The organism is Gilliamella sp. B2969 (assembly GCF_026536195.1).
Classification (GTDB): domain Bacteria; phylum Pseudomonadota; class Gammaproteobacteria; order Enterobacterales; family Orbaceae; genus Gilliamella.
Map to the genome: position 1 here is coordinate 1 of NZ_JAFNOP010000019.1, position 16,120 is coordinate 16,120.

Annotated in this window: 10 protein-coding genes and 2 pseudogenes; 4 read left to right on the forward strand and 8 right to left on the reverse strand. The window is 36.7% G+C overall.

Annotation, left to right across the window (positions count from 1 at the left end; all coding sequences use genetic code 11):
* Positions 1-265: pseudogene (locus J3U66_RS12565) on the reverse strand (hypothetical protein); the annotation flags it as partial.
* A 680-nt stretch (positions 266-945) separates the two neighbouring features.
* On the opposite strand from J3U66_RS12565, the gene gltB reads away from it, so the two are divergent.
* Entirely contained in the window at positions 946-5,403 is a 4,458-nt protein-coding gene (gene gltB, locus J3U66_RS12570; RefSeq protein ID WP_267349226.1) for a glutamate synthase large subunit, read from the forward strand.
* A 13-nt stretch (positions 5,404-5,416) separates the two neighbouring features.
* The gene (locus J3U66_RS12575; protein ID WP_267349228.1) at positions 5,417-6,829 is read left to right on the forward strand and encodes an FAD-dependent oxidoreductase; all 1,413 of its coding nucleotides are present in this window, start codon (positions 5,417-5,419) and stop codon (positions 6,827-6,829) included.
* 79 nt (positions 6,830-6,908) lie between these two features.
* On the opposite strand, the gene J3U66_RS12580 is transcribed toward J3U66_RS12575, so the two are convergent.
* The 3 genes from J3U66_RS12580 to mazG form a co-directional block, all read right to left on the reverse strand.
* Positions 6,909-7,601, reverse strand: coding sequence for a glutathione S-transferase family protein (locus J3U66_RS12580; RefSeq protein WP_267344649.1), 693 nt, complete (start codon positions 7,599-7,601; stop codon positions 6,909-6,911).
* 96 nt (positions 7,602-7,697) lie between these two features.
* Positions 7,698-8,138, reverse strand: coding sequence for a hypothetical protein (locus tag J3U66_RS12585; protein ID WP_065633257.1), 441 nt, complete (start codon positions 8,136-8,138; stop codon positions 7,698-7,700).
* Positions 8,131-8,937 carry a nucleoside triphosphate pyrophosphohydrolase gene (gene mazG / locus J3U66_RS12590; protein WP_416379747.1) on the reverse strand — a complete coding sequence of 269 codons (807 nt, stop codon included), beginning with the start codon at positions 8,935-8,937 and terminating at the stop codon, positions 8,131-8,133. The genes J3U66_RS12585 and mazG overlap by 8 nt, the downstream gene beginning before the upstream one ends.
* 238 nt (positions 8,938-9,175) lie before the next feature.
* On the opposite strand from mazG, the gene J3U66_RS12595 reads away from it, so the two are divergent.
* Positions 9,176-11,182, forward strand: a complete 2,007-nt coding sequence (locus J3U66_RS12595) for an OPT family oligopeptide transporter (protein WP_267333826.1) — start codon at positions 9,176-9,178, stop codon at positions 11,180-11,182.
* A 65-nt stretch (positions 11,183-11,247) separates the two neighbouring features.
* On the opposite strand, the gene J3U66_RS12600 is transcribed toward J3U66_RS12595, so the two are convergent.
* A complete protein-coding gene (locus J3U66_RS12600) occupies positions 11,248-11,349 on the reverse strand; it encodes a sugar diacid recognition domain-containing protein (protein WP_218056795.1) in 102 nt (33 codons plus the stop codon).
* Between the two features lie 84 nt (positions 11,350-11,433).
* Between J3U66_RS12600 and J3U66_RS12605 the strand changes: the two genes are divergently transcribed.
* Positions 11,434-13,359 carry an ABC transporter ATP-binding protein gene (locus J3U66_RS12605; RefSeq protein ID WP_267349230.1) on the forward strand — a complete coding sequence of 642 codons (1,926 nt, stop codon included), beginning with the start codon at positions 11,434-11,436 and terminating at the stop codon, positions 13,357-13,359.
* A 1,549-nt stretch (positions 13,360-14,908) separates the two neighbouring features.
* Here the strand turns inward: J3U66_RS12605 and nusG are convergent.
* From nusG to J3U66_RS12620, 3 genes and pseudogenes are all read right to left on the reverse strand, one after another.
* Positions 14,909-15,454, reverse strand: coding sequence for a transcription termination/antitermination protein NusG (gene nusG / locus J3U66_RS12610; protein ID WP_065633261.1), 546 nt, complete (start codon positions 15,452-15,454; stop codon positions 14,909-14,911).
* 1 nt (position 15,455) lies between these two features.
* Positions 15,456-15,857 carry a preprotein translocase subunit SecE gene (gene secE, locus J3U66_RS12615; RefSeq protein WP_065633262.1) on the reverse strand — a complete coding sequence of 134 codons (402 nt, stop codon included), beginning with the start codon at positions 15,855-15,857 and terminating at the stop codon, positions 15,456-15,458.
* Positions 15,858-15,992: 135 nt separating this feature from the next.
* A pseudogene (locus tag J3U66_RS12620) lies at positions 15,993-16,120 on the reverse strand (elongation factor Tu); the annotation flags it as partial.

Sequence of the window (16,120 nt, forward strand, 5' to 3'; positions counted from 1 at the left end):
TGAAATTATTCGCCGGGTGAAAAATAAATGCGGCTTTTTGATTTAAAACCGAGTCAAGCGTGAGGTGTTTATCTGAACTTGTAAAAGAAATGCGATAATGCCAGGGCTGGTTAAGGGCTTCATCACTGCTTACCTCTAATACCGATATTGCTGAGCCTAGTGCTTCAATTGTTAATGTGTAACGATTATGGCTGATTGCACCATTAAGCCCATTACTCACACCTTTACCATATTGAGTAATAAGAGTGGCTATTCCTTTTTCCATATCCATATAATCCTCTCTATCAGATTCAGATCTTATGAATAAAGTTATATTCAAATATATGTTAAATGATTAACATTCTTTAAATTCACAATTATTCAGCATTATTTTCTTATTAAATCAGATGATTATTTTGCTAAATATTTAAAACATCTGTATTAATTTAAACGTTATAAGCATAAAAATACACCATATTAGATTACAAAATACCTATTTTTGAGTAATTTGCAATCACTTTGTTTGTTTATATTGAATTTTTAATTCAATAAGCGATATTAAGCTAATTTAATAATATTAACTAATTGGTTAAAAATAAGTTAATCCTGCTGGATAAGTTTTTTTTACAAACACTTTTGTCTAGAATAATTAAATTCTCATATAATTTCATACTTAAACATTTTAATTTAGTTAAACTTATTTACAAAAATAACAATTATCATTGATATTAATTATATAATTTTTTTTGAGAATAAAAGCCATATACTTAATCATTACCTTAATAATCAACAAGCTACAAATCAATTATTAGCTTCATTAATAACTCTGATAGACCTTATTAAAAGATTGACTTATAAGTAATATTTATTTGACCAAAATACCTTTTTTCTTTAATTTCTTAGCCATTATGGGATTAATGCCTATACCTTCACAAAATATAAAAGCGATGATTTAGAGGCAATGATATGTTATATAACCAGCATCATGAAAAAGATAACTGCGGATTTGGTTTGATAGCCCATATTGAAGGGCAACCAAGTCACAAGGTGGTGCGTACAGCAATTCACGGATTGGCAAGAATGCAGCACCGTGGTGCCATTTTATCTGATGGTAAAACGGGCGATGGCTGTGGGCTTTTAATGCAAAAACCCGATCGATTTTTTAGGCTAGTAGCTGAAGATGCCGGATGGCGTTTAGCAACAAATTATGCTGTAGGCATGCTATTTTTAAGCCAAGATGAAGCCGAAGCTCAAGCTAGTCGTGAAATTGTTGAAGAAGAGTTAGCGGATGAAACTTTATCAATTTTAGGTTGGCGCGAAGTGCCAATTGATAAAAGTGTGTTGGGTGAAATTGCCCTGTCATCACTACCAAGAATTGAACAAGTCTTTGTTAATGCGCCTGCGGGTTGGACAAAAATTGATTTAGAGCGTCGTTTATATATGGTTAGGCGTCGCATAGAAAAACGTGTGCAAGATGATACGTTTTATGTCTGTAGTTTTTCAAATCAGGTCAATATCTATAAAGGTCTTTGCATGCCTAAAGATTTACCTCGATTCTATTTAGATTTGGCAGATATTCGTATGGAAACAGCAATCTGTTTATTCCATCAACGTTTTTCAACCAATACTGTACCACGTTGGCCACTTGCCCAGCCATTTAGACATTTAGCCCACAATGGTGAAATTAATACTATTGAGGGCAATCGCCAATGGGCCAAAGCGCGATCTTACAAATTTAAAACGCCGCTTATACCTGACTTACAAAATGCAGCACCGTTTGTGAATGTAACGGGTTCAGATTCAAGTTCACTTGATAATATGCTTGAATTATTCCTTGTTGGTGGGATGGATATAGTGCGTGCAATGCGTTTACTTGTTCCGCCAGCATGGCAAAACAATCCAGATATGAATGAAGATCTGCGTGCCTTTTTTGATTTTAACTCTATGCATATGGAACCATGGGATGGTCCAGCAGGCATTGTTATGTCGGATGGTCGTTATGCTGCTTGTAACTTAGATCGTAACGGTCTACGCCCTGCTCGTTATGTTATTACCACAGACAAACTCATTACCTGCGCATCGGAAATCGGTATTTGGGATTACCAACCGGATGAAGTGGTAACTAAAGGGCGCGTTGGTCCGGGCGAATTACTGGTGATTGATACCGAAGAAGGTCGCATTTTACAATCGTCCGAAACCGATAACGATTTACAAAAACGTCACCCATACAAAGAGTGGATGGCAAAGAATGTAAAACGTCTGATTCCAGTTGAAGATCTTCCTGATGATGATATCGGCTCTCGTGATTATGATGATACATTACTGGCGACTTACCAAAAACAATTTGGTTATAGCAATGAAGAACTTGATCAATGCATTCGCGTTTTAGGTGAAAATGGTCAAGAAGCAACAGGCTCTATGGGCGATGATACGCCATTTGCAGTATTATCAAGCCGTCCTCGCTTAATTTATGATTACTTCCGACAAAAATTTGCGCAAGTAACCAATCCACCTATCGATCCATTGCGTGAAGCGCACGTTATGTCACTTTCTACCAGTATTGGCCGTGAAATGAATGTGTTTGCCGAAGCGGAAGGACAAGCGCATCGTGTGGCATTTAAATATCCAGTTTTAGTGTATTCAGATTTTCAGCAGTTAACGACGTTAGAGTCAAAATACTATAAATCAGAAACGCTTGATATTACTTATGAAATTGATGGTAGCTTACGTGATGCAATTGAACAGCTTTGTGGTGATGCTGAAGCCAAAGTAAAAAATGGCACAGTATTGCTGATTCTATCAGATAAAAATATTGCAGCCGATCGCCTACCAATTCCTGCGCCAATGGCTGTTGGTGCCGTGCAACAACGTTTAGTTGAGAAAAATTTACGTTGCGATGCCAATATTATTGTTGAAACTGCAAGCTGTCGAGATCCACATCAGTTTGCTGTCTTACTAGGCTTTGGCGCAACTGCAATCTATCCATATTTAGCGTATGAAACTTTAGCGCAAATGGTTGATAAAGGTACGATTAATAAAACTTACCGTGAAGCCATACTTAATTATCGTAACGGGATTAATAAAGGTTTATATAAAATCATGTCCAAGATGGGCATTTCGACAGTCGCCTCTTACCGTTGCTCTAAACTGTTTGAAGCAGTTGGCTTACATAAGGATGTGGTAGAACTCTGTTTCCAAAGTGTCACAAGCCGAATTAGTGGTGCTAATTTTGATGATTTTGCTCAAGACCAATTCAACCTATCCAAAAAAGCGTGGTTACGTCGTAAACCATTAGAACAAGGTGGATTACTCAAATTTGTACATGGTGGCGAATACCACGCTTATAATCCAGATGTGGTGCAGTCATTACAAAAAGCTGTAAATAATGGTAGTTATGAAGAGTATAAGCGTTATGCCGATATCGTCAATAATCGACCTGTTGCTACATTACGTGATTTATTAAAACTTAACCCACCAGAAAGTGGGGCTATTGCACTTAATGAAGTCGAACCAGAAGAGGCTTTATTTAAACGTTTTGATTCCGCTGCGATGTCAATTGGCGCGTTAAGTCCTGAAGCGCATGAATCTCTTGCAACCGCAATGAATACGTTAGGTGGTTTTTCAAACTCCGGAGAAGGAGGCGAAGATCCTGCTCGTTATAACAGTATAAAAGTGTCACGCATCAAACAAGTGGCTTCTGGTCGCTTTGGCGTTACACCAGGTTATTTAATGAGTGCGGATGTGATTCAAATTAAAGTGGCGCAAGGCGCAAAACCGGGTGAAGGAGGGCAATTGCCGGGTGATAAAGTCACACCTTATATTGCAAAATTACGTTTTTCAGTCCCTGGGGTAACATTAATTTCACCACCTCCTCACCACGATATTTATTCAATTGAAGATTTGGCACAACTTATTTTTGACCTGAAACAGATCAATCCAACAGCGATGATTTCAGTTAAATTAGTTTCGGAACCGGGTGTTGGAACAATTGCAACAGGGGTTGCTAAAGCTTATGCCGATTTAATCACGATTTCGGGTTACGATGGTGGTACCGGAGCCAGCCCATTAACATCTGTGAAATATGCCGGCTCGCCATGGGAATTAGGTCTGGTTGAAACGCAACAATCGCTTGTTGCTAATGGTTTACGTCACAAAATACGCCTACAAGTTGACGGCGGCCTTAAAACGGGTGTTGATATTGTAAAAGCCGCTATTTTAGGGGCGGAAAGTTTTGGCTTTGGAACGGGGCCAATGGTTGCCTTAGGCTGTAAATATTTACGTATTTGCCATCTTAATAATTGTGCAACCGGCGTTGCGACTCAAGACGAGAAATTACGAAGTGAGCACTATCATGGATTACCTGAAAAAGCGATGAATTATTTCCGCTTCATTGCTCGTGATACGCGTGAAGTTATGGCTGAACTAGGTGTTAGTCGCATCATCGACTTAATTGGTCGTACTGATTTGCTGTTAGAACTCGATGGCATAACAGCTAAACAACAAAAACTTGATTTATCAGGATTACTTAAAACAGCCACACCGCTTGAAGGTAAACCGGTATATTGTATTGAGGATAATAAACCGTTTGACAAAGGGCTACTTAATAAAGCGATCATCACCCAAGCACAAGAAGCGGTGGATAATCGTCAAAGCAAAAGTTTCTATTTTGAAATTCAAAATACCGATCGTTCAGTTGGAGCAAGTTTATCCGGCTATATTGCTAAAAAATATGGCGATCAAGGTTTAGTGACCGATCCTATCAACCTTAACTTTAATGGTACAGCCGGTCAAAGCTTTGGAGTATGGAATGCCGGTGGTGTGGATTTAACCCTTACAGGTGATGCTAATGACTATGTTGGTAAAGGCATGGCGGGCGGACGTATAGTCATTCGCCCCCCACAAGGTTCGGCATTTTTAAGCCATGAAGCAACCATTGCCGGTAATACCTGTTTATATGGTGCAACTGGCGGTAAATTATTTGCCGCAGGTCGTGCCGGTGAACGTTTTGCCGTACGTAATTCTGGTGCTATTAGTGTTGTTGAAGGCATTGGTGATAATGGCTGTGAATATATGACAGGCGGTATTGTATGCGTACTTGGTAAAACAGGGGTTAACTTTGGTGCCGGTATGACTGGTGGATTTGCCTATATTTTAGATGCTGACGGTGATTTTCATAAACGTATCAATAAAGAGTTAGTCGAAATGCTAAATGTTGCTGATTATTCAATACATGAAGAGCACTTACGAGGCTTAATCATGGAGCATGCTCAACTTACTCACTCATCACGCGCTGAAGAAATTTTAGCTAATTGGCAAGATTTTGCTAAACAATTTGTTTTAGTTAAACCTAAATCGAGCGATGTAAAAGCGCTGCTTGGTCATCGTAGTCGTTCATCAGCAGAACTACGCGTTCAAGCACAGTAAGGAGAGCACGAAAATGAGTCAAAATGTTTATCAGTTTATCGATTTACAACGTGTCGATCCGCCAAAAAAACCGTTGAATATTCGTAAAATAGAATTTGTTGAAATTTACGAAGGATTTTCCCCTGCGCAATCTCAAGCCCAAGCCGATCGCTGTTTGGCTTGTGGTAACCCATATTGTGAATGGCGTTGCCCTGTGCATAACTATATTCCGAATTGGCTAAAATTAGTTAATGAAGGTAAAATTTTAGAGGCAGTTGAACTCTCTCATCAAACTAATAGTTTACCGGAAGTTTGTGGCCGTGTTTGCCCTCAAGATCGACTTTGTGAAGGATCATGCACCTTAAACGCAGAGTTTGGCGCTGTTACTATCGGTAATATTGAACGCTATATTACCGATGAAGCCTTTAAAATGGGCTGGAAACCTAACTTAACTAATGTTGAAAAAACCGGATTAAAAGTCGCCATTATTGGTGCGGGTCCTGCAGGACTTGCTTGCGCTGATGTTTTAGTACGTAATGGTGTAACACCGGTAGTTTTTGATCGTCATCCTGAAATTGGTGGGCTATTAACCTTTGGTATTCCTGCATTTAAATTGGATAAGGAAGTATTAATTAACCGTCGTAAAATTTTTACCGAGATGGGAGTTGAGTTTCGTCTAAATACCGAAGTAGGAAAAACAGTTCAATTATCTGAGTTACTTAATGAGTTTGATGCTGTTTTTATTGGAACAGGCACCTATCAATCAATGCGCGCAGGACTTGAAAATGAAGATGCTAACGGCGTTTATGATGCGTTACCATTTTTGATCGCCAATACTAAGCACATAATGCATCATGAACAAACTAAAGATACCCCATACATCGACATGAAAAATAAGCGTGTAGTTGTATTAGGTGGGGGAGATACAGCGATGGACTGTGTCCGCACTTCAATTCGCCAAGGTGCAACTAACGTGACTTGTGCCTATCGTCGGGATGAAGCCAATATGCCGGGTTCTAAACGCGAAGTTAAAAACGCCAAAGAGGAAGGGGTACAATTTCAATTTAATGTACAACCATTAAGTATAGAAATTAGCAATACCGGACACGTTACCGGCGTGAAAATGGTCAGGACTGAATTAGGTGAACCAGATGCTAAAGGCCGCCGCTCACCGGTTATTATTGAAGGTTCAGAATTTGTTCTTCCTGCTGATGCTGTAATTATGGCATTTGGCTTTAAACCCCATGCTATGCCATGGCTAGCCGAACATGGTGTTGATTTTGATGATAAAGGACGCATTATCGCTCCAGAAATAAAAGGTTATCAAACAACCAATGCCAAAATCTTTGCTGGCGGCGATGCAGTACGAGGCTCTGACTTAGTCGTCACTGCCATTAGCGAAGGACGCAAAGCAGCAGAAGGAATTTTAGATTATTTAGAAGTGTGATTGCGTTTTTAGATTAAATCCAAAGATTACCCCCACTTACGCAATGTTAAGTGGGGTTATTTTTTAGCAAAATCTTTAATTATCGGTGTAATCGATAAGGTTCATCCATCGTGACAAAACTGTGTTCTTTTAACGCTGCATTTATCCAATCTTGAATACCTTTAGTATAACAAATCGTTTCAATGTAATTAGCTAAAGTTGAGCTTGTCTGAATATGATAATTTTTTAATCTTAAGCATAAAGGTGCATAAAATCCATCAGCTATACTAAAATCACCAAATAAATAGCGATCATTTGATTTGTTAGAAGATAAAAAAGACGTTAATAAATCATCTAAGAACAAGAGCTCTTTTTTAACTTCGGGGTGATCACGTAAAATTATCTGCCCAACTTCTGGCAATTCAGCCTCGATATTCATGGGTAAATAATTTCGAATCGCTTGAAATCCCGAATGCATTTTTGCAACTAAGCTACGAGCCATTGCCCTACGTTTTATATCCGTTGGCCATAGTGCTAAATTGCGATGCTGTTCAGCTAAGTATTCACAAATCGCTAAAGAATCAGTAATGACAAGATCGTTATCAACAAGTATCGGAACAGTTCCAAATTTTGAAATGGATGATATCGTAGTTTTAAATATAGAATCTTCATCAAAACTATCGAATTTAACCAATTTTTCAGCAAAGGGAATATCAAAGTATTTCATCACCACCCAAGGCCGCATAGACCACGTAGAGTAGTTTTTATTGCCGATATAAAGTGTGTAATTCATTTTCAGCCATCCTTGGAATAAAGATTAAGTTTAGCTTTAGGCGCTAATCTTACTTAACCTTTTCATTAAGAATCTTAAACAATACACTTTATGAAGTTATAAATAAACCACATGCGTGCCTTTTTCAGGTTGGAAAGTCGCTTTACCAAACTCATCAAGAAAATAAGCAATATGATCAGTTTTATCACCCAATAAACGCCCTTTCACTTTATTCCAGGTCATTAGCACAATCATTGCATCGGGTTCACAGCAAATCAGCATAGGTTGTTCAAACTCTTCATTATAATAAAACTCGCCACCATATATTTTATGTGCGGTGAGTAATAGGTAGCATCCATACTCTTGAGCAATCATATTTAATTGTTCTTCAGGAATACTAAAGTTTTTTTCGGCAATTTCACTGATAATCATTTCTACAACAGTGATGCTCTTTTCAGAGTAATCAAGCTGATTAATGCTCCATGTTGGACTATGTAATATCGCATTTTGTGCCCATGCTTCTATTTCTTGATACAGTTCGTTTTTTTGTTCAGTCATTTTTATTTACTTCGCTATTTGATTTTTCTAATTGCTTAACACTTTGCCACGCGTCTTCCATTTGTTCAAGTGTTGCATCAACTAAAGCCAGATTTTTTTGTTTTAATAGTGATTCCACTTGTTTAAATCGACGAACAAACTTGTTATTTGCTTTTTGCGCGCAAAGTTCCGATTTAACTTTCAAATGACGTGCTAAATTAACCGTTGCAAAAATCAAATCGCCTAATTCTTCTTCAATTTTTCCTTGTTCAAGTGTTGATTTATTTAGCTCTTGCTCGACTTCAATTAGCTCTTCTTTTACTTTATCTAAGACAGGCTGCAACGCTAACCAATCAAAACCAACAGATGCACAGCGTTTTTGGATTTTCTCAGCTCTCATCAAAGCAGGAAGAGAATTAGGAATATCATCGAGTATCGAGAACTGTGCTCGCTCATTACGCTCTTGTTGTTTGAGCTGCTCCCAATTGGGTTTTGCAGCAGGATTATCTGAAAAGATATGTGGATGACGACGGACTAATTTATCAGCAACCGCATTGCAAATATCATCAAAATTAAACACCTTTTGTTCGTCAGCCAAATCAGCATAAAAAACAATTTGAAATAAAAGATCGCCTAATTCATTTTTCAGTTCTTGCATATCTTGTTGATCGATAGCCTCTAAAACTTCGTAAGTTTCTTCTAAAGTATAAGGCTTTAATGAGGTAAAAGTCTGTACGCGATCCCATTCACAACCTTTAATCGGATCACGAAGTTGCTTTGTAATAGCTTGTAGACGCTTTAATCCATTCACGGTAGATATCTCAATTAAATTGATCTAAGCGCATATTGTAATATATTCACAATAAAACAGTTATTTTTTTAATATTACTAGCCTATTACTACTCAAAATATTCATAATAAATTCAAGCACAATTACACTAAAAAAAATTTAACAAGCAAAAAAAAATCCAAATAAGACAAACAAAAACAGATAAACAACAAATAAAGTAAATTTCAGTATATAATGTCGGTATGATAAATCAATTACATTAATAAAAATGAATAACTTACGTGAACTTACATTAAGAGGCACTATTCTAGGTGCCTTTATAACGATTATTTTTACTGCATCTAATGTCTATTTAGGTTTAAAAGTTGGATTAACATTTTCTTCTGCTATTCCAGCAGCCGTTATTTCTATGGCAATATTGAGGCTTTTTTCTGGCTCAACCATTCTAGAAAATAATATGGTGCAAACCCAAGCATCAGCAGCGGGTACCCTGTCTTCAATTATCTTTGTATTACCGGGATTATTAATGATTGGTTACTGGCAAGGTTTTCCGTTTTTACAAACCTTTGCCATATGTGCTGCAGGAGGGATGTTGGGCGTATTATTTTCAATCCCATTGCGTCATGTTATGGTAGTAAAAAGCACACTACCTTATCCCGAAGGAATCGCCGCTGCGGAAATTTTAAAAGCTGGCTCAAAATCAGGGGATAACGATACCAATGAAGGGCTGAAAGATATTTTAGTCGGTGGGGTCATCGCTTCTGTAGTCAGCGTTTGTACCAATGGTTTTCGATTACTATCTGAAAGTATCTCTTATTGGTTTACCGGTGGTAAATCAATCTTTCAATTACCAATGGGTTTTTCGTTAGCTTTACTTAGCGCAGGTTATTTGATTGGTATTATTTCGGGTATTGCTGTGTTAGTTGGGACAATTATTGGTTGGGGATTTGGTATTCCTATTTTAAGTCTTATAACCGATTATGATACTAATGAGCCTTTATCTAAAATTGCTATGGGACTTTGGGCAAAAGACATTCGCTACATTGGTGCGGGTACAATTGCAATTGCTGCAATATGGACATTATTAACATTAATCAAACCAGTTATTGAAGGCTTAAAAATATCATTCAGCACTTTACGTTCTGATGTTTCAGCGAATGATATCGCCGAAACAGATCGCGATCTCTCGCCTAAATCAATCTTTTTGATAATGGGTGGGATACTAATTATCTTAATCGTGACTTTTTATTCATTTATTTCTGGCAGTGGGTTATCAACAGGCGTTGCATGGGCATTAGTATTTTGTGCAGTGCTATTTGCTTTTATTATGGGCTTTTTAGTTGCTGCCGCTTGTGGTTACATGGCTGGACTAGTTGGCTCGTCCGCAAGCCCAATATCAGGCATTGCCATTGTCGCAGCTATTGTAATTTCACTTATCTTATTAGGTTTAGGTGAAGCCAATGGTATGTTAGCATCCGTTGAAGGATCCAATTTTGCGACTGCGTTAGCACTATTTACTACCAGTTCAGTTTTAGCCGTTGCTTGTATTTCTAATGATAATTTACAAGATCTTAAAACAGGCTATCTTGTTAAAGCGACCCCTTGGAAACAACAGGTTGCTTTACTCATTGGTTGTGTGGTTGGTGCTATTGTTATCGCACCTATTCTTGAGATTCTCTATAACGCATATGGTTTTACTGGGGCATTACCACGAGCAGATATGGATCAGTCACAAGTGTTAGCTGCGCCGCAAGCAACCTTAATAACAACTATCGCCAAAGGAATATTCTCTCATCAACTTGATTGGACCATGATTATAATCGGTTTGGCGGTCGGTACAATGATTATCATCATTGATTTAATTTTAGCAAAATCAAAATGTCGCTTCCGTTTACCTGCACTAGCGGTGGGCTTAGGTATCTATTTACCGCCAACCATTACTATGCCAATCTTCGTGGGCACCATACTGTCGTGGTTAATTAAGCGTAGCGCTTATGCTAAAGCAAAAAAACAAAATTTAGATCCTCAAGCACAATATAAAAAAGTTGATCGTAAAGCGGCGTTAATTGCTTCGGGATTAATTGTGGGTGAAAGTTTAGTTGGTGTGTTATTAGCGGTAGTGATTGTTATCAGTATTGCCAGTGGCGGTAGTGATGCACCACTGGCTATATCGGCTGACTTAGGTACATTACCACAATATTTGGGATTAGCGGTATTTGTGGCGATCTGTTTGTACTTTATTCGTCGATCGTTAACAGCAATCAAACAATCATAATAGAACTAAACAACGTTAAGCCCTTTAGCAATCATAAAGGGCTTTCATTTATCTGAAAACCTTACCTACGCATCCATCATATTAATATTACAATCAATGATTTTCATGGTTCTATCAACAAGTTGTTGTGCAATTTTAGCCGTTAGATTATAAGGACTCATTGCCATCTTGGTCATCCTATTTTGATTTTACTTGAACTTCAATTTTTGCTAGGATAGCTCATTTTATTTTGAATAATAGATCGCAATATCATGATTGTTTTTGATTCTATCCAAATTCGCCGAGGTGTTAATCTACTATTAGATAATGCTTCCGCTACTATTAATCCTAAACAAAAAGTGGGATTAGTTGGTAAGAATGGTTGTGGAAAATCCACCTTATTTTCGCTAATCAAAGGTGAAATTCAAGCAGACGGTGGTAGCTTGAGCATTCCTGCACAATGGCAACTTGCTTGGGTTAATCAAGAAACACCCGCTTTAGATGTGCCTGCTATTGAGTATGCTATTGATGGGGATCGAGAGTATCGCCAATTAGAACAGAAATTAGCCATTGCTAATCAAGAAAATAATGGTGAACAAATTGCAATTATTCATGAAAAACTCGATACCATTGATGCTTGGTCAATACAGGCAAGAGCTGCAACACTATTACATGGTTTAGGATTTTCTAACGAACAACTTCTGTTACCGGTTAAATCCTATTCGGGCGGTTGGCGAATGCGACTAAATTTGGCACAAGCGTTAATGTGTCGTTCTGATTTACTGCTACTGGACGAACCGACCAATCACCTTGATTTAGATGCTGTAATTTGGCTTGAAAAGTGGTTGAGTAATTATCAAGGTACACTAATTTTAATCTCACATGACCGAGATTTTTTAGATCCGCTAGTGAATAAAATTATTCACATCGAACAAAAGAAATTATTTGAATACACAGGCAATTATTCCTCATTTGAAACACAGCGCTCAGCAAAACTGGCACAACAACAATCATTATACGAAAGCCAACAACAGAAAGTCGCTCATTTGCAAAGTTATATCGACCGTTTTAGAGCTAAAGCAACCAAAGCGAAACAAGCGCAAAGTCGAATTAAAATGCTAGAAAAAATGGAACTGATAGCACCGGCTCATGTGGATAATCCTTTCCATTTTAATTTTAAACCTTCTGAATTTTTACCAAGTCCATTATTGATGATGGATAAAGTGGTTGCCGGCTATGGAGATAAAATTGTCCTTGAAAAAATTAAATTGAATCTTGTGCCAGGCTCAAGAATTGGTTTATTAGGACGCAATGGAGCGGGTAAGTCGACCTTAATTAAATTATTAGCGGGCGAACTACAACCTAAAGAAGGCCATATTAATTTAGCCAAAGGTGTCCAATTAGGCTATTTTGCTCAGCATCAGTTAGAGTATTTGCGTGGTGAAGAATCGCCACTTTGGCACCTAACCAAACTTGCTGATCCTAAAATAACAGAACAAGAACTGCGTAACTATTTAGGTGGTTTTGATTTTCATGGTGATAAAGTCAATGAACCTGTAAAAACATTTTCAGGCGGTGAAAAAGCGCGATTAGTGTTAGCATTAATTGTTTGGCAAAAACCCAATTTATTGTTACTTGATGAACCCACTAACCATTTAGATTTAGATATGCGTCAGGCATTAACCGAGGCCCTTATTGATTTTGAAGGAGCTTTAGTTGTTGTATCACATGATCGTCATCTATTACGTTCAACAACTGATGAGTTTTATTTAGTCCACAATCATAAAGTCGAACCATTTAATGGCGATCTTGATGACTATCAAAAATGGCTTGCTGAAGAACAGAAAGCTGAAAATCAGCCTGAACCCGATCAAGATACGGCTAAAAAAGATAGTGTTCAAAATATTTCTTCGCAAGAGCGCAAAGAACAAAAACGTCGTGAAGCGGAATTAAGATCACAAATGCAGCCAATAAAAAAATTGTTGCAAAAAGAAGAGCAAGTTCTTGAACACCTGACAAAACAATTAAAAGCGATTGAAGAACAATTAGCTGATCCAACTATTTACGAAACAGAAAATAAATCACAATTAACCGAATTATTACTTAAACAGAGCCAACTTAAAGGTGATCAAGAAGAATCAGAGATGAAATGGTTAGATTTACAGCAGCAACTAGAAGATTTTAACTGTGAGGTTTAATATTGTTTTTTGACTTTTATTTTTGCTAATTAACATATAGCCATAATAATCTTTACTAAAAGAGCAACATTGAAACGCATTTTATTGTAAAGGGCTAATTTTGAATATTGTAATAAAAGCAAACTCGCACACAAATATATCCTTGTTTGGTTGCTGTTGACTAAAGCAACCAATACAAAAGCAAATGATGTAAAAGATAAAATAAGATCGCCTTATGAAAGGTAGTCTTATACTTTATCCTTAGTAAAAATAGAAATAGTTAAACAAATCAAATTGTATTGCTAAAAATAATTTATTGAATTTGTCTAGGCAATTTACTCATCTAATACCAACATTCCTTTTCGATGAATTTTTAGATAAAATTCATCGCCGTCTTTTGGCTTTAAATTAAATGGAATTAACTTTTAAAAATAAGATTTAATCATGCCAGTTAACTGAAATCTCATACAAAGACACCCTGCACACTATATTTTCGGCATGATATTTTTGGCAATCTTCAGCTTTTTTGGTCATCAACTCAATAGTTTCTAGTCTAATACCAACAATACACTGTGTTGATTTAAGTTTGATTTGATCTTGGCATTTCAGCTTTTAATCTAAAATTGAAATATAATCATAGTGATAATGTGCTAAAAAAATATTAGCACACCCATAAAATTAGTTTTTGATAAACCTAAATAGTTAGTAGCAAATTCCGTAACATCCCATCATCGGCATAACACAAGTCTAACAACAACAGTCAGGGTAATAATTGATAATAAAAAGTTCGACCTATAACCATTATATGCTTAGCATATTCTAGCACTATGCGGTGCATAAATTACCCCTAAATGCCGCATTAACTCCAACAGCAATACCTAATAAAATTGCGTTAAAAATAACTCGAATAAATAGATCGTTGATAAAATATTAATAAATTGAAACGGTATAAATTTTTCTGTCCATGAACATCGTCAAAATATAGCCGGAGTTGGGTATACGGCACATACTAATATGGTAATTGTTATTATTGTTTTAATGACAAAGCAATCACCTTCCATTCCCTAAAAGCCAGCAAACTTATGCATCATCATCATTTCAAACCAAAAATATTATTGCATAGCCTATACGAGGATAACAAACCATAAGATGGTTACAGTCAATACCATACAAAATAATGTATAAATAGCATCAAAATGAAAGATTTGATTTAAAATCATAAAGTTAATTACACCATTATGAGCTATAAAAATATTTTTAAGTGAAGATACTTAATGAGAAGAGTAGCTAGTAGAAATATACTAATAAAGTAAAAATAGACAAAAAACTAAAACGCAATACAAATCATATCTGTCGGTGATGAACAAATTCACCTTTATGTTTATCCTATCATTTTATCGAAAGGATAAAACGTTGACGTGGATCCAAACAAGGCTATCTACGTCATTACATTTAAATAGCGAATAAAAAGTAGTAATTGTTATTTTTAAGGCAGATTTTTTGCATAAAAAAAATCACAGAATAATTTCTGTGATTTTTGTTGTCATTGAATTAAAAATATTCAAATAAATTAGCTTTTTTCTACTTGGCTAAAATCAAGCTCAACAGGTGTTGAACGACCAAAAATAGAAACTGAAACTTTTAGGCGACTTTTTTCGTAATCAACTTCTTCAACCACACCATTAAAGTCAGCAAATGGCCCTTCATTAACACGCACAAGCTCACCAGGTTCAAACAACGTTTTAGGGCGAGGTTTGTCACCGACTTGTTGTAAGCGATTCATAATTGCATCAACTTCACGTTGACTGATCGGTGCTGGTCTATCCGATGTACCACCAATAAAGCCCATAGTTCTTGGTACACTTTTGACCAAATGCCAAGTCGCATCGTTCATTATCATTTCAACTAGTACGTAACCTGGGAAGAATTTACGTTCACTCTTACGGCGTTGACCACTTTTCATCTCAACGACTTCTTCTGTAGGAACTAATACTTCGCCAAATGCGTCTTCCATATTATGTAATTTGATATATTCACGTAATGATTGTGCAACACGCGCTTCATAACCTGAGTAAGCTTGAATGACATACCAACGTTTTTGTTGTGCTTCGCTCATATTAACGTCCTATTGATGTTAAATAAAAGACTATTGAACGGAATAAAGAATCCATTCCCCAAAGTGCTAAGCCGACAATCACAGTAATTGCAGCAATGAGTAAAGTTGTTTGTACGGTCTCTTTACGTGTTGGCCAAACTACCTTTCTTAGCTCTTTTCTAGATTCTTGTAAAAACACATAAAATGCCTTACCTTTATTTGTTGTAAAGGCAATAAATAAAGTTAACAACGAAATTACAACAACCGCAATAATTCGCACGATAGTATTTGGTTGATATATATCATTAGGTCCAGCAAAATAGAAATTCCCCCAGACAATAAACGCAATCAGTACTAGAACTAAACCCCATTTGAATTTGTCTAGATTCGTGTTTGTATCTTGACTCTCGTTACTTACTAGCATATAAAACCTATGATTATGTTATTTATAATAATATCTATTTTCCAAAATGCTCTTTAAAGAAAAACATTTTGCTAAACAGACTAGATAAGAAAGGGTATCAAACGACACCCTTCTTATTGTCGCTAGTGTATAAAATTATTTAATAACTTTAGCAACAACACCCGCACCAACAGTACGGCCACCTTCACGAATCGCAAAACGTAAACCTTCTGCCATCGCAATTGGGTGAATTAATGATACTGTCATTTTGATATTATCGCCTG

Coding starts and splice junctions, on each gene's coding strand:
- gltB (WP_267349226.1), top strand. CDS start 946: ATGTTATATAACCAGCATCATGAAAAAGATAACTGCGGATTTGGTTTG.
- J3U66_RS12575 (WP_267349228.1), top strand. CDS start 5,417: ATGAGTCAAAATGTTTATCAGTTTATCGATTTACAACGTGTCGATCCG.
- J3U66_RS12580 (WP_267344649.1), bottom strand. CDS start 7,601: ATGAATTACACACTTTATATCGGCAATAAAAACTACTCTACGTGGTCT.
- J3U66_RS12585 (WP_065633257.1), bottom strand. CDS start 8,138: ATGACTGAACAAAAAAACGAACTGTATCAAGAAATAGAAGCATGGGCA.
- J3U66_RS12595 (WP_267333826.1), top strand. CDS start 9,176: ATGAATAACTTACGTGAACTTACATTAAGAGGCACTATTCTAGGTGCC.
- J3U66_RS12600 (WP_218056795.1), bottom strand. CDS start 11,349: ATGGCAATGAGTCCTTATAATCTAACGGCTAAAATTGCACAACAACTT.
- J3U66_RS12605 (WP_267349230.1), top strand. CDS start 11,434: ATGATTGTTTTTGATTCTATCCAAATTCGCCGAGGTGTTAATCTACTA.
- nusG (WP_065633261.1), bottom strand. CDS start 15,454: ATGAGCGAAGCACAACAAAAACGTTGGTATGTCATTCAAGCTTACTCA.
- secE (WP_065633262.1), bottom strand. CDS start 15,857: ATGCTAGTAAGTAACGAGAGTCAAGATACAAACACGAATCTAGACAAA.